Below are 14326 nucleotides of genomic sequence, written 5' to 3' on the forward strand. Positions count from 1 at the left end.
CACCCGCCACAGTGAACCGGTTTGCCCTGGGAGGCCAGACACAGTCGCCATGCCCGAAGTCATTTTCAACGGCCCCGAAGGCCGGCTCGAAGGCCGCTATACCCACTCCGACACGCCGGCGGCGCCCATTGCGCTGATCCTCCATCCCGATCCGCGCTATGGCGGGTCCATGAACAACCGGGTGGTGTTCGCCCTGCACCAGACCTTTGTGCGGCAGGGCTTCTCTACCCTGCGCTTCAACTTCCGCGGTGTCGGCCGCTCGGTCGGCGCCTTCGACTATGGCGAGGGCGAGCTGTCGGATGCCGCATCGGCCCTGGACTGGCTGCAGGGCTATAACGCCGGCGCGGCGCAGTGCTGGATCGCCGGCTTCAGCTTCGGCGCGTGGATCGCCATGCAGCTACTGATGCGGCGGCCGGAGATCACCAGTTTCATAGCGGTGGCGCCGCCGGCCAACATGTATGACTTCAGCTTCCTGGCGCCGTGCCCGGCATCGGGTCTGTTCATGCACGGCACGGCCGACGAGATCGTGCCGGCGGAAGAAGTGGCCAAGCTTGGCGAGAAGCTGACCCGGCAACGCAGCATCGCCATCGAGATGGCGTTGATCGAGGGGGCCAATCACCTGTTCCAGAATCACACCGACGATGTGAGCAATGTGGTGGAGCGCTATCTGCTCAGCGCGCGCGAACGGATCGCTGCCGCCGAGGCCGCCGCCCTGGAGGCGGAAGAAGTCGCCAAGGCGGCCAGTGATAAAGCGAAGGCAGCGGCGCGGTAGAAGCACCCTACCAAACTTGCGTCAACGCTGAGCCACTTTTCGCATAACTGCGCGCACCTCAATACGCGAAGGGATCACGCGCCGGGTCGCCCCGCCACTCATACTCTGCCCATAGCGCCGCCTGTCGCGCCGCTTCACCTCCCAGCAAGCGGGCGATGACCGCCAGCGCCGCATCAATGCCGGCGGAGACGCCGCTGGCGGTGACGATATCGCCGTCCTCCACCCAGCGCGCCTTGTCCTGCCACAGTACGCCTGCTCCCTAGCTCCTGGCCCAGTGAAGCGCCCGCTTGTTGGAGGTCGCGCGCCGCCCGTCCAGCATGCCGGTGCGGGCCAGCAGCACGCTGCCGGTGCAGACCGAGAAGATCAGTTCCGCCTCCGCCGCCGCCTGGCCAAGCCACGAGATAAGCGCATGGTTAGCGACCTCATTCCGTGTCCCCGGACCGCCGGGCACCAGCAGAACGTCATAGCGCGGCGCGTCCGCCAGCAGGTCATCCACCGCGACGGACGGGCCATTGCGGGTGCTGGCCACCGGCCCAGGCGATTGCGCGACGATCCGTACGCTGAACGCGTCCGGATACATGCCGAACATCTCCAGCGGGCCGAACAGGTCGAGAAGTTCGAAACCGGGAAAGACCAGTGCGCCAAGGGTGCGGCGGGTCATGGGGTGCGATCAGCCTCTGAGCGACCGTTCATGCAGTGGGTCATAGAGCGTGCTTTCTCCATCTAAGCCAGTGGCGACAGTCACTCAGCGTCCCCTAGGCACGCCAGAACGGTTTGGCCGCCTCCCGCCGGGCGGTGAAGCGATCGATACCGATGTCGCGCAGGTCGCGATCACTCAAACTGGCCAGATCACGGCGGCCGCGGGCGCGACGGCGCCAGAGGCCGACCGTCGCCATGGCGGCGGCCGCAAGCCGGCCGGCGGCGGCAAGAACGGTCCGGCCGCCGATGGTCTGGCCGCCGGCAGGCCGGGCGAAGGAGCGGATCAGGGTCATGGGGGCCTCCGGTCCCGTGGGTCGTGCAAACGCCACACTGGCCACGGCCACTATATTCGTCCAACAAATAGTTCTTTTCGTTTCGATTAGTACTGCTTATTCTCTGGTCATGACTGCGACCCCCTCCCCGCCCGCGGTTGCGCCGCCTGTCGCCGCGCGACCCGCCGTGCCGCCCTCAGTCCCCATGGACGTGCTGCGCAGCTTTACCGCCATCGCCGACACCGGCAGCTTCACCCGCGCCGCGGCAATGGTGCTGCGCACCCAGCCGGCGGTCAGCCAGCAGATGGCCAAGCTGGAAGCCCTTGTGGGCAAGCGCCTGCTGGAACGGGGCGATCGCGGCGTCACGCTGACGGTCGAAGGCACTGCCTTTGCCGGCTATGCCCGGCGCATTCTGAAACTGCATGACGAGGCCATTGCCGCCATTGCCGAACCGGAGCTGAAAGGCACCGTCCGGTTCGGCATGCCGGACGACTATGTGGCGCGCTTCCTGCCGCCGATCCTGGCCGGCTGTCATCGCGAGATGCCGCAGATCGAGATCGAGATGACCTGTCGGCCGACCAGCGAGCTGGTCCGGATGCAGGCCGGCGGCCTGCTGGACGTGGCGGTAGTGACCGTCGGCGGGGTGGTGCGCGAAGCCGAAATCCTGGCCCATGAACCGCTGGTGTGGGTGACCTCAGAGCGCCACCTGGCGCATGAGACGGAGCCCTTGCCCCTGGCTCTGTTCGACCCCGGCTGTCCGTGCCGCGAAGCGGTGTGCGAAGCGCTGGACCGAACCGGCCGGCCCTATCGCCTGGTCTATTCGAGCCCCAGCCATGTGGGACTGCTGTGCGCGGTGCAGGCGGGCATCGCCATCACCGCCATCCCGCGCAGCACGGTGCCGGCGGGACTGCATGTGCTGGGTCCGGAGGACGGCCTGCCGCCACTGCCCGACCAGACCTTCGGCCTGTTGCGTGGCCGCAACCTCAGCCCCGGGGCGCAGCGCTTCGCCGATTATGTGGCGCACAGCTTCGCCCGCGACAGCATGGCGCCGGCGGCGGCCGGTTGAGCCACCCCTGGCGGCCGATACAGACGCACCCGCGATGACCGCCACACGGCTTTTGCCGGCAACCTTCGTAGTGTTGTGGGCGACCGGCGTCATCGGCGCCAAGGCCGGCGTACCCTATGCCGAACCGTTCACCTTTCTGGCCCTGCGCTTCGGCCTGGTGATCGTGGTGCTGACGGTTGTGGCGCTGATCTTTCGCGCACCGTGGCCACGGCGACGCCCGGCCCTGGACGCCATGGTCGCCGGTGGCCTGATCCACGGCCTCTATCTGGGCGGCGTGTTCTGGGCGATTGACCGCGGCATGCCGGCTGGTGTGTCGGCACTGATCCTGGGGCTGCAGCCGATCCTGACGGCGGTGCTGGCCGGTCTGATGCTGGGCGAGCGCACCCGGCCGCGCCACTGGGCCGGGCTCGGGCTGGGGCTGGCCGGCCTGCTTCTGGTGCTGTGGCCGCGCTTTGGTGACGGCGCCGGCGGCATCACCCTGGCCACGGTCAGCGCGACACTGGGGGCGGTTGCCGCCATTACGCTTGGCTCCATTCACCAAAAACGGTTCGGCGCGCGCATGGACCTGCGTACCGGGTCGGTCTTTCAGTATCTGGGCGCCCTGCTGGTGGTCGGTGGCGCAGCGTGGCTCGGCGAGAGCATGGCGGTGGACTGGACGCCGGCCTTCATGCTGTCGCTGGGCTGGCTGGTGCTGGCGCTGTCCATCGGCGCCATCAGCCTGATGATGATCCTGATCCGCGACGGCAGCGTATCGCAGGCGGCGACCTACCTGTATCTGGTGCCCGGAGTTTCGGTGCTGTTCGCCTGGCTGCTGTTCGGAGAAGCGCTGAGCCCGGTGCAGCTTGGCGGCATGGTGGTAACCCTGATTGCCGTAGCGTTGGCGACAGGGGCCGGGAAAGTGCGGTAGTTGCCACGGGCGGCGGCGCAAACGCCACCGCCCGTGGCAGGCGAGCGCTAGTTGTCGCCGCTGTCTGTCGTTGCATCCCCGTCCGTGTTCCCGTCCATCGCCATTCCGGCGCCCAGGTCACCCACCGGAACGGTGATGGTGGTTTCACCGGCATCGCGGAAGACCAGGGTGAGGCTGACACTGCCGCCTTCCGTCAGCGGATCGTTGAGACCAACAAACATCACATGCAGACCGCCGGGCGCCAGCACAACGATCTGACCGGCGGCCACGGGAATGCCGTCGGCCAGGGGCATCATTGCCATGACGCCGTCATCGTCCATGCGAACGCTGTGCAGCTCCACCGCCTGGCTGACAGAAGCGCGGGCGCTGACCAGCACATCGTCGGTGGCGCCGGTGTTGCGGATGGTGAAATAGGCCGCGCCATTGGCGCCGGCGCTGGCCCGGGCGAAGGGCGCCAGGATCTGGAGATCGCCAAGCTCCGCCGCGACCATGCCTTCCGCCAGCGCTTCATCCGCCATGCTGGCATCGCCGGACATGGTGTCAGTGGACATGGTGTCGCCGGACATTGTGTCCATCGACTGGCCGTGGTCCGGCGAGGACTCGCGCAGCAGCACGATGGCGCCCACAACAACAATGACGGCCAGGCCGGCCAGAACCAGAAAACGGCGCATCAGGGAGTCCTCCTATGATCGGTGGGTGTACGGACCAGCCGGAACACCGTCCGGCTTGTCAGAATGCAATGAATTCAGCACACGGGGAAGCACTACAGAGGTAGCCAAAGAGGCGCCGCCGGATCAGTCGCCGGGCCGGGCATAGGAGCGGCGCGGCAACCGGGTCGCGTCGCGGCCTTCGATGCGAATGAGCTGCGTCGGACCGGTGGTGGTCGGCGCATGGATGGCCCCTACCCCATAGGCAACGGCGACCCCCGGGGTCATGCGATAGGTGCGGGTCGGGCGGACCGTGCCCGGGGTGTCGCCCCGGGCCGGAGCCACCTCTTCATACTCGGTCATCTCGGTCTCGCCACTGACCTGGCCATAGATCGCCCAGGTGGGCCCATGGTCGTGGGGTTTCGATACGCCGCTGTCCTTTGACACATGGGCCAGAACAACAAAGCCCAGATCCTTGTCCTCATAGATCGGCGTCCGCGCGGCGGTGTTGTCGGGGCCGAAGTAGCGCCGGCGCACAGCCGCGTCGGTGAGCACCGGCTCCAGCGCGGCACGCACCTTTTCCACGCCGGCGGGGCCAGGCTCCGCCCGCAGGATGTCATGGGCCTTGCGGCCGAAGGTCTCAACAGGATCGGTCATATCCGTGCCTCGCATAGATCGCATATGGGGTCAGGAGCGGGATCCCACAATAAGGGCTGGCGCCGGGCGGCGCAAAACCGGCCGGCGTCAAGGCACAAGTCCGGCGCCGGGTCCGTGGCTCACCGTCCGCGAAGAGGATGCGGGCGAGCCGGCGTTCGAAATCTACCGGGGTTTGTGAACGCTACATCGTCGAGGGAAGCCACAGGGCCAGCCCCGGGATCAGGATAACCAGCGCCAGGCGGATGATATCAGCGCCAAGAAACGGCACGATGCCGCGGAAAATGGTGGGCAGCGGAATGTCCGGCCGCACACTGTGCATGGCAAAGACATTGATGCCGATGGGCGGCGTGATCAGCCCGATCTCGATAACGATGACCATGACGACACCCCACCAGATGGGGTCCAGTCCCATGCCGATAATCAGTGGAAAGACAAACGGCAGGGTCAGCACCATGGCCGCCACTGCGTCAAACACGGCACCCAGAAAGATGTACATGGCAACCAGCAGGAAGACCACCGCAAGCGGCGCCAGATTCAGCGCCGTGATGGCCTCAACAAAAGCCGACGGCACATGGGTGAGCGTGATGAAGTAAGTGAAGATGCGCGCGCCGATCAGGATGAGATAAAGCATGCCCACATTGGCCGCGGTCTCGAACAGGGCCTGCCAGAAGGATTCGCCGCGCATTTTGCCGCGCGCCCAGGCAAAGGCGAGAGTCAGGCCGACGCCCACCGCCGCCGCTTCGGTCACCGTGAAGATGCCGCCATAGATGCCGCCGGTGACGGCGGTGATGATGACCAGAATGCCCCAGGTCTGCGAGGCTACCTGCAACCGCTGGCGCCACGGCATCTTCGGCCCCGGCGGCGCCGCCGACGGCCGCACCCGCACATAGACCGCGACGGCGGCGAAATAGAGCGCGATGGTGATGACGCCCGGGATGATCGCGGCGACGAACAGCTTGATGACGAACTGCTCGGTCAGGGCGGCATACAGGACCATGATGATGGACGGTGGAATGAGGGTGCCCAGCGTTCCGCCGGCGGCGATGGCGCCGGCGCCGAGCGACGGGGAGTAGTTGCGCTTTTCCATTTCCGGCAGGGCGATGCGCGCCATGGTGACGGTGGTGGCGATGGACGAGCCGCAGACCGCGCCGAAACCGCCACAGCCGGCCACCGTGGCCATGGCCAGGCCGCCCCGACGATGGCCGATAAAGGCCTCGGCAAAGCGATAGACATCTGCCGACAGTCCGGCCGAGCCGGCGAACGCTCCCATCAGCAGGAACAGCGGAATAACCGCCAGTTCGGGGCTGGAGAAGGCGGATACCGCCTCCGTGCCGAACAGGGAGGCGGCCGCCGACAGATTGCCGGTCAGGCCCCAGAAACCGGCAAAACCCACCATCGCCATGGAGATGCCGATCGGCACATGCAGCAGGATAAGAATGAACAGGCCGGCGAGCCCCAGAGCGCCGATGAAAAAAGGATCCATGGCGGCCCTTTACAGCCCGGGTTCGCGGTCGAGATCGAGAGTGTCGCTGGTGACATCGAGACGGCGCGCCTCGGCCAGATCCACACCAGCGAAAGCCAGACGCAGGCGCACGACCTGGCCGGCGACAATGACCAGTTGCACCGGAACGCACAGCACAATGAGCAGGGCGGCCACCGTCCACGACGGCCACAGAGGCAGGCCGATCAGCCAGGTGGTCTGGCCATTACCCATCAGGTCCACCACATAGTCCACCAATTGCCAGGCGGTGACCGTGAAGAAGGCGAGAGTCATGAGCTGGCCGAACATGTCCAGCACCTCGCGGCCGCGCACGCCGCTCACCTTGCCAAGAAAACGGATGGTGATGTGATGGCGACCGGCGATGGCCGCCGGAAAGCACGCCGCAACCATGAGGACGATGACCAGTTCGCCAATGTCGCTGAGCCCGTCGAGCGGCGCGTTGAACAGCCAGCGCATCAGCACGTCAATGATGGTCGCACCGGCAATCACCAACAGGCCCAGCAGGCCGACGAGAGCGATGACGCGGGTTGCCCGCGCCACGCTCTCTGACAGTGACGAGAAGTCCGTCGGCACGCCCGACGCCCCTAGTTCATGATCCGGACGTCGGCCAGGATCTGCTGCAGCTCCTGATACAGGTTGACGCCGGCGGCGTTGGGCTGGTCCCACTCCGCCTCTATACCGGCGAGGAGTGCACGGGCCTTGTTCATTTCCGCCACGCTCCACGTATAGATCGTGTGCGTGGGGTCGCTGGCCAGGGTGCCGCGGAACTCGGCCTCATTGGCATTGAGGTTCTCGCCCAGAACCCGCGTGAACCAGGCGCCGGCATACTCGTCAAAGGCGGCTTTCGCCTCCGGCGACAGGGCCTCATAGCGGTCCCGACGCATGGGATAGGGCACACTGACGGAGCCAAGCTCAATTTCCGGCAGGTGATGGGTGGCCACCTCGGCGATGCCGAAGCCATAGATACCGGAAATGGTCATCAGCGTGCCGTCGAGCAGACCGCGGCTGATGGACTCGGCGATCTGGGTGGCCGGAATATTGCCGACCGGCACGGCGCCGAGACGGCGGACAATCTCGCCCTGAATCGGTCCGGCGGCGCGGATTTTCTTACCACGCAGATCGTCCAGGGAATTGATCGGGAAGTTGCCGTGGATGCCGTAGGGACCGGACTCGATGATGCCGACCAGCATCAGGTCCTCGAAGCCGCTGAGATAACCCCGCTCATACATTTCCCACGCGGCGAGCCCGCCTTCCAGATTGTTATCGGCGAGGAAGGGCAACTCAAAAATGGAGAGCTCCGGAAAGCGGCCCGGCGTATAGCTGGCCACCACCTCGGCGATGTCGGCGACACCGTCCTCCACCAGCTTGAGCTGGGCGACGGGGCTCGGCCCCAGACTGCCGCCTGGATAGTGCTCTATGGTCAGGGCGCCGTTGGAGGCCGCCTCGACCGCCTCGATAAAGGCCGGTACGGACTTGACGTTGTTGACGCCGGTGACCGGCGTGAAACTGCCGATGCGCAGAACATCCGCAGCAAGCGCCAATGGCGCGGCCGCGGCGACGGCGAACAGGGCGCCGGCAACGACCAGGTGCGAAAGACGGAACCGCTTCATGATGACGTGCTCCCCATGTTGCAGGCCGATCAATTCAGACCGGCCGCGCCGGACCCCTTGCCGACGAAGCCCCTTCTGACATCAGGGACCGGTCAACTGTGCGGCTGGCCTCACTGAATTGCAACGACTCCGTGGCCCGGCCGCTGCGGGGACCGGGTGCCGCGGGACTCAGGGCATCGGGTGGTGGCGCACACCGCCGGTGGTGGGGCGAGCAACGCCGGTGGTGGTCGGCAGGCTGAGCGGCAGGCCATCGGCGCTGCGCACGGCGAGCCAGGCGAAAGCCTCTGCCTCCAGCGCGTCACCGCGCCAGCCGACCGCCTCCACCGGCGCCACCGCCGCCGCCGGACAGCCAAGCCGGCGGGCGAGGGCGGCCATCAGGACCGGGTTGTGGCGGCCACCACCGCTGACCAGCCAGCGTCGCGCGGCGGTCGGGAACCAACGGGTGCCGGCGGCCACGGCCGCAGCGGTCAGGGCGGTAAGTGTGGCCGCGCCATCGTCGGTGGCCAGGCCAGCGGCGGTGATAGCGGCCAGCGCGCCGGCAAAGTCCTGACGGTCGAGGCTCTTGGGCGGCGGCCGGTCGAACCAGGGACGCGCCATGAGCTGCGCCAGCAGCGCCGCGTCGGCGCGACCGCGAGCCGCCGCCCGGCCATCGTCATCACGGGCCGCGCCGGTCCGTCCGGCCATCCAGTCATCGAGCAAAGCGTTGCCCGGGCCGGTGTCGAAGGCCAGCAGGACTGGCCACTCGTCATCTCCGTCGCTACCGATCCACGTCACATTGCCGACGCCACCCAGATTGAGCACGGCCAGAGGCCGGGCCAGGGTCGCCGCCCGGGCCGCATGATAGAGCGGCGCCAGCGGCGCGCCCTGCCCGCCGGCGGCCATGTCGGCGGCGCGGAAATCATTGACCACCGTGATCCCGGTGGCGCGGGCGAGTGCCGCGCCATCGCCAATCTGGCAGGTGCGGCCCTGTCCTGGATCATGCCACAGGGTGTGGCCGTGAAAGCCAATCAGCGCCACCTGACGCGGCGTCAGGCCGGCCTCATGCAGCAGGTCAGCAACGGCGCGGCCGTGCAGCGCCGTCAGGTCGGCGGCCAGCGCCTGCACCGCGGCCGATGCCGGATCCGATTCAGGGCCGAGGGCGGCCAGCAGGCGCGCCCGCATGGGTGGCTCATAGGGAACAGTGATGAACGGGCCGGGACGCACCACCATCCGGCCATCGGTCTCCAGAACGGCGGCGTCTATGCCGTCGGCCGAGGTGCCGCTCATGAGGCCGATGACGGTGCGGACTGGGGGAGCAGAAATAGCGCGCCTCCGGAGGCCATAGGGAACGGGACACACGGATGTAACGGGACACAGGGGCCATATCAGACTACCGGCCCCGCCGGAAGCTTGTCAGCCGCCGCCCGACCGGCTATCAATCCCGTCATGTCACGCGGACACCGCAGAATCGGCCGCCCCGCCGCTTTCAGGGCCTATACCGTCGCCAGACCCGGCGGCGCACACTAGAGTCCGCCGGGTCGCCAGGTTAGGGCGACCCCTCTCCCCGACCTGCCGCGACCCGGCCTCAACCAGAAGAGGCAGGCGCACCATGGCGCAAGCACCCGAGACCCGTGATTTCCTGGCCGTCATGCGGCAGCGCGGCTTCATCCATCAGGCGACCGATGAGGATGCGCTGGCGGCGGCCCTGAAAGACGGGCCGTTGACCGCCTATGTGGGCTATGACGCCACCGCCGACAGCCTGCACGCCGGCAGTCTGGTGTCGCTGATGATGCTGCGCTGGCTGCAGAAGACCGGCAACCGGCCGATCATCCTGATGGGTGGTGGCACCACCCGCATCGGCGATCCGACATGGCGCGACGAGTCCCGCAAGATGCTGGACGACGCCACCATCACTGCCAACATCGCCGGCATCCGCCAGGTCATGGGCCGGCTGTTCACCTTCGGCGATGGGCCGGGCGACGCCATGATGGTCAATAACGCGGACTGGCTGGACGGCCTCGGCTATGTGGATTTCCTGCGCGACTACGGTCCGCACTTCTCGGTCAATCGCATGCTGACCATGGACAGCGTCAAGCTGCGCCTGGAGCGCGACCAGCCCCTGAGCTTTCTCGAGTTCAACTACATGATCCTCCAGGCCTATGACTTTCTGGAGCTGGCCCGGCGCCATAACTGCGTGCTGCAGATGGGCGGTTCCGACCAGTGGGGCAATATCATCGCCGGCATCGAGCTTGGCCGGCGCGTCGATCAGCGCCAACTGTTCGGCCTGACCTGCCCGCTGATTACCACCGCCAGCGGCGCCAAGATGGGCAAGACGGCGGACGGCGCGGTGTGGCTCAACCCGGATCGCCTGTCGGCCTGGGACTATTGGCAGTACTGGCGTAATGCGGAGGACGCCGATGTGGGACGGTTCCTCAAGCTCTACAGCGAACTGCCGATGGCCGAGATCGCCCGGCTGGAAGCGCTGCAGGGGGCCGAGCTGAACGCCGCCAAGGCGGTGCTGGCGACCGAGGCGACGGCCATGATCCATGGCCGTCCGGCGGCGGAGGAAGCGGCGGCCACAGCCGAACGGGTGTTCGCCGGCGGCGGCCTTGAAGGCCTGCCGGAGATTGACCTGGCGGGTGAGCGACTGGCCGCCGGGGTCGGGGTCCTGACCCTGCTGGTGGAGGCCGGTCTGGCGGCCAGCAATGGCGAAGCCAGACGGCTGGTGCGCGGCGGCGGCGCCAGGCTCAACGACAAGGCGATCAGCGACGAGGGCCTGGTGGTGGACATGGCGGCAGCCACCGATGGCGCGTTCAAGCTGTCGGCCGGACGCAAACGTCACGTCAGGGTGCGGCTGGTGTGAGACCTAGCGCCTGTTGTCCGCGTCCAGCGGCGGCACATCCACGGTAGAGGGGTCGCCGGTGAAGATACCGAAGATGTTGCGCAGCAGACCGGGCGTAAAGACCGACAGGACATTGACCGAGACATCGGGCTCGGCCAGCGAACCGCGCGCGGTGTAGGTAGCGGCGAACAGCCCTTCGTCCTGGCCGCCGGCGATGAGCGGCCCGAGGATCGGGATGCGGCCGACAACGCTGTTAATGGCATAGATGGGAGCCGCGGTACCCTCTATGTCCAGTGTGTCGGCGGACAGATCAATGGTGCCGTCGGCGGACAGGCCCAGTTGGGCGCCGACCGCCCGTCCTTCGCTGATAGTGATGATGTCACCCAGGCGGGTGAACGGCACAATGAGGCTGGCGAAGGTGAAACCGATTTCGCCGACGAGAAACTCCTCCGCCGCATCAATCTCCATCAATGCCGCGATCCGCGCCACCACCGGATCGCTGACGGTGCGGAAATCCACCATCTGCAGCCGACCCGTCATCAGCGCCGGATCCTGGCTGTCGTCATAGGCGGCCCGCACCTCCATACGGCCGCCGAAGACGCGATCAAAAAGACCCAGCGCCCGCAGCGCCGCCCCGGCATCGTCACTGTGAACCCGCAGCGCACGACCGCCGGCAACCGGCGTCAGTTGCACCAGCAGGGGGGCGCCGCGTCCGACCTGCCCGGACAGATCAAGGCGGGCCAGCCGCACCCCGTCATGGTCAGCCGCCAGCAGTGCCTGGTCCACCAACTGCCCGGGACCAAGCCACAGCGAGCTGACCCGGACGCTGAGGCGCATGGGCGGCACCGTCGCGGGCCGGTCGTCGGCAGTGGTTGCGGCGGCGGTTGCGGCCTGGTCGTCATCACCGGTGTTGAGCAATCCACCTACATCCAGGCTGTTGCCTTCTACGTCGATCAGCCAGACACCATCGGCCGCCAACCGCATCTGGCCACGGGCATCGGTCTGGCCGACGCGCAGCTCGCGCAGGGTCAGGCTGTCCACCGCGCCGTCCGGCGCCAGGGTCACGGCGCCGGTGGCCAGCATGCCGCCGGCCGCCGGATCACCGGCCACGAGACGGATCGTGTCGATGGCGGCGATAGCCGGCGGACCGTCCGCAACCGCCGTCAGATCGAATGTCAGGCGCGCCTCGGCCGGCATGTCCGGTGGCTTGCGCCAGCCGAGCGGCGGCACGTCGAAGGTTGCGGACGAGAGATCGAGGGAGACGAGAGCGGCGGTCGGCGCGGCCGCACGCTCACTAAGCGTGGCATCAATTCCAACCACACCCCGCAGCAGATCGCCACCCGGCAGACCGAGGGCGGCACGTCCGGCATCATCCAGCACAGCACGCAGGCGGGTCTGGCGCGGCACCGGCGCGCCACGCACAAAAGACTGGCGCACACCCACCTCCGCCGGAATGCCGGCTACCAGCCCCTGACCTTCCAGCCGCATCCCGTCATTGCTGACGATCATGTGGAAGGACCCGTCGTCCAGCGGCAGGCCGCCACCGATATTGGGCAGGGACAAGCCACTCAGATTGGCCGCGGCGATTACCCGGGTTTCGCTGCCCGGCCGGGCCGGGCCCACCGGAAAACCGACCCTGAGGCGCCATGCGGCACGCCCGGCCACATCCGCCGGCGGCAGGCCGAGCCGGCTGGCGATGCCAAGGGGCGGGCGATCCATGACACGGAGGAACTGTGCCGTCTGGCCGCGCACCACGAGATCAGCCTGACCCACGGGAAAGGCTGTATCGAGACCGGTCAGGGATAGCTGGGCGTGGCCGATGGAAAGCCCGGCGATGTCGCCGGAGACGATATCAAGATCGAGCTGTTCCGGTGAAAAAGTGCCCGACCCGGCTACATCACGTGCCGCATCCAACTGACGGAAGTAGTGCACCGTAACACCGCTATAGTCGAACGAGCCGGAGATCCGGGGCGCAGCAAACGCGAAAGGCGAATCGCCCGGCGATTGCGCCTCAACCGCCAGAGCAATCCGTGTAAAACGACCGTCGGCCAGATTTCCGTCGACCCACGCCCCAACCTCACCGCCGCTGGCAACGTCCGGCAGCAGGGCCTTGGCCATGTCCATGGGTATGTCCTGGACGAATACTTCCCCGGCCAGACGAAAACCCGCCTGCATGGTGGCGGCGTCGGGCGCCACGACCACCGCGTCAGGATCGACCGCGTCGCCGTCCGCACCCGCGCCCCCGGTCAGGCTGGTGGCGTCCACCGCCGGCCGCAGACTGCCCTGGGCGGCGAGGCGAAATTCTCCCAGGTCCGCCACCAGCCGGTCCAGCCCCCAACTCCCTGTAGCCGGTCGCCAGTGACCCCGCGCCTCCAGCGAGGCCAGCGACAGCGGTCGCGGCAGGCGCTGGTCATTGGCAATGACACCATCGCGGCCGCGCGCACCGACCGCCAGACTTTCGAGACGGCCGCCCCGCAGACGAAAATCAAGTTCGGCCGCGAATTCACCGCTGGCATGCCAGCCCTCCGGCAAACCGATCCTGGCCAGCGCCAGGGCCTCGCCCATGCGCAGTTCCGGCGCCACCAGACGGCCGTCGAGGACGGCGGCAGGGCGGTCCGACGCCGGCCCTGCTGTTGCACTGTAGGAGGCCGTGGCCGTAAACGGCACAGGACGGCCATCAAGAATCAAAGACAGGCCCGACACCATGCCGATGCGACTGGGCGCGGTCGGCCCGGTGGCGCCGGCAGCGATGATTGTCAGGTTGACATCAACGGCCTGCCACAAGCGGCCATTCAGGCGGTCGTCGAGACGCACCGCCCCGTCACGCACGGCGAACCGCAGCGGGGCACCCTGCCGATTCGACGGGTCCGGCGTTGCCAGCGACAGCAACCGATCAAGCGACAGCGCCGCGCTGTCACCAATTCCAAGAGTGAGGCTGCCGTCTTCCGCCAGTACGGCCCGGAGGTTGGGCCGCACCAGTTCGATCACCGATGGCTGCAATCGCCCTGACAGCAACGCGGTCGCCGAAAAGCTGACCGCCACATCAGCCAGGCGGACCAGCGGCTGCCCCAAATCGTCGCGCACCACCACGTCCGGCAGGCGCAGATCGAAGGCCCGGCCAAAGCCCGACCACGTCAGAGCCGGTGGCCCGACCTCCACCGCCAGGCCACCCATGGCATCCGACAGACCGCGCGAGAATGATGGCGCCAGCATGCCGATCTCCAGCGGACCGGCCGACAGACGCCAGGCCAGCAGCCCGCCGGCAACAACCAGGCCGGCGGCGAGGACGGCCACCAGACGAAGCAGCAGGCGAAAGAAACGGTAGTTCACACGGGCACCAGGTCAGCATGCGCCAGTGGCGCGGGGAACGGCGT

At 67.5% G+C, this 14326-nt stretch carries 14 protein-coding genes; 4 read left to right on the forward strand and 10 right to left on the reverse strand.

Features of this window, described 5'->3' with window-relative positions:
• The first annotated feature begins 49 nt into the window (after positions 1 to 49).
• Positions 50 to 772: an alpha/beta hydrolase gene (locus RIE31_12000; protein MEQ8641308.1), complete on the forward strand. Its 723-nt coding sequence runs from the start codon at positions 50 to 52 to the stop codon at positions 770 to 772.
• A 58-nt stretch (positions 773 to 830) separates the two neighbouring features.
• On the opposite strand, the gene RIE31_12005 is transcribed toward RIE31_12000, so the two are convergent.
• The 3 genes from RIE31_12005 to RIE31_12015 all read right to left on the reverse strand — a co-directional run bounded on the left by RIE31_12005 (position 831) and on the right by RIE31_12015 (position 1764).
• Positions 831 to 995 carry a hypothetical protein gene (locus tag RIE31_12005; protein MEQ8641309.1) on the reverse strand — a complete coding sequence of 55 codons (165 nt, stop codon included), beginning with the start codon at positions 993 to 995 and terminating at the stop codon, positions 831 to 833.
• A 36-nt stretch (positions 996 to 1031) separates the two neighbouring features.
• Entirely contained in the window at positions 1032 to 1433 is a 402-nt protein-coding gene (locus tag RIE31_12010) for a DJ-1/PfpI family protein (protein ID MEQ8641310.1), read from the reverse strand.
• A gap of 94 nt (positions 1434 to 1527) precedes the next feature.
• Positions 1528 to 1764, reverse strand: a complete 237-nt coding sequence (locus RIE31_12015; GenBank protein MEQ8641311.1) for a DUF1127 domain-containing protein — start codon at positions 1762 to 1764, stop codon at positions 1528 to 1530.
• Between the two features lie 184 nt (positions 1765 to 1948).
• Between RIE31_12015 and RIE31_12020 the strand changes: the two genes are divergently transcribed.
• Together RIE31_12020 and RIE31_12025 are read left to right on the forward strand one after the other, a co-directional pair.
• A complete protein-coding gene (locus RIE31_12020; GenBank protein MEQ8641312.1) occupies positions 1949 to 2809 on the forward strand; it encodes a LysR substrate-binding domain-containing protein in 861 nt (286 codons plus the stop codon).
• Positions 2810 to 2843: 34 nt separating this feature from the next.
• Positions 2844 to 3716: a DMT family transporter gene (locus tag RIE31_12025; protein ID MEQ8641313.1), complete on the forward strand. Its 873-nt coding sequence runs from the start codon at positions 2844 to 2846 to the stop codon at positions 3714 to 3716.
• 47 nt (positions 3717 to 3763) lie between these two features.
• Here the strand turns inward: RIE31_12025 and RIE31_12030 are convergent, their stop codons facing one another.
• The 6 genes from RIE31_12030 to RIE31_12055 form a co-directional block, all read right to left on the reverse strand.
• Positions 3764 to 4387, reverse strand: coding sequence for a copper chaperone PCu(A)C (locus RIE31_12030; GenBank protein ID MEQ8641314.1), 624 nt, complete (start codon positions 4385 to 4387; stop codon positions 3764 to 3766).
• 123 nt (positions 4388 to 4510) lie between these two features.
• Positions 4511 to 5020, reverse strand: coding sequence for a hypothetical protein (locus tag RIE31_12035; protein ID MEQ8641315.1), 510 nt, complete (start codon positions 5018 to 5020; stop codon positions 4511 to 4513).
• Between the two features lie 181 nt (positions 5021 to 5201).
• Positions 5202 to 6503 (reverse strand): TRAP transporter large permease, encoded by a 1302-nt coding sequence (locus RIE31_12040; protein ID MEQ8641316.1) that lies wholly within the window; start codon positions 6501 to 6503, stop codon positions 5202 to 5204.
• A 9-nt stretch (positions 6504 to 6512) separates the two neighbouring features.
• Positions 6513 to 7094, reverse strand: a complete 582-nt coding sequence (locus RIE31_12045; protein ID MEQ8641317.1) for a TRAP transporter small permease — start codon at positions 7092 to 7094, stop codon at positions 6513 to 6515.
• An 11-nt stretch (positions 7095 to 7105) separates the two neighbouring features.
• A complete protein-coding gene (locus RIE31_12050) occupies positions 7106 to 8131 on the reverse strand; it encodes a TRAP transporter substrate-binding protein (protein MEQ8641318.1) in 1026 nt (341 codons plus the stop codon).
• A 168-nt stretch (positions 8132 to 8299) separates the two neighbouring features.
• Positions 8300 to 9433 carry an anhydro-N-acetylmuramic acid kinase gene (locus RIE31_12055; protein MEQ8641319.1) on the reverse strand — a complete coding sequence of 378 codons (1134 nt, stop codon included), beginning with the start codon at positions 9431 to 9433 and terminating at the stop codon, positions 8300 to 8302.
• Positions 9434 to 9719: 286 nt separating this feature from the next.
• Here RIE31_12055 and tyrS point away from each other — a divergent pair, with 286 nt between their 5' ends.
• A complete protein-coding gene (tyrS, locus tag RIE31_12060) occupies positions 9720 to 10973 on the forward strand; it encodes a tyrosine--tRNA ligase (protein MEQ8641320.1) in 1254 nt (417 codons plus the stop codon).
• Between the two features lie 3 nt (positions 10974 to 10976).
• Here tyrS and RIE31_12065 read toward each other — a convergent pair whose 3' ends face one another.
• Positions 10977 to 14282 (reverse strand): AsmA-like C-terminal domain-containing protein, encoded by a 3306-nt coding sequence (locus RIE31_12065; protein MEQ8641321.1) that lies wholly within the window; start codon positions 14280 to 14282, stop codon positions 10977 to 10979.
• Between the last annotated feature and the right edge of the window lie 44 nt (positions 14283 to 14326).

The sequence above is a fragment of the Alphaproteobacteria bacterium genome, assembly GCA_040218575.1.
Taxonomy (GTDB): Bacteria; Pseudomonadota; Alphaproteobacteria; order JAVJRE01; family JAVJRE01; genus JAVJRE01.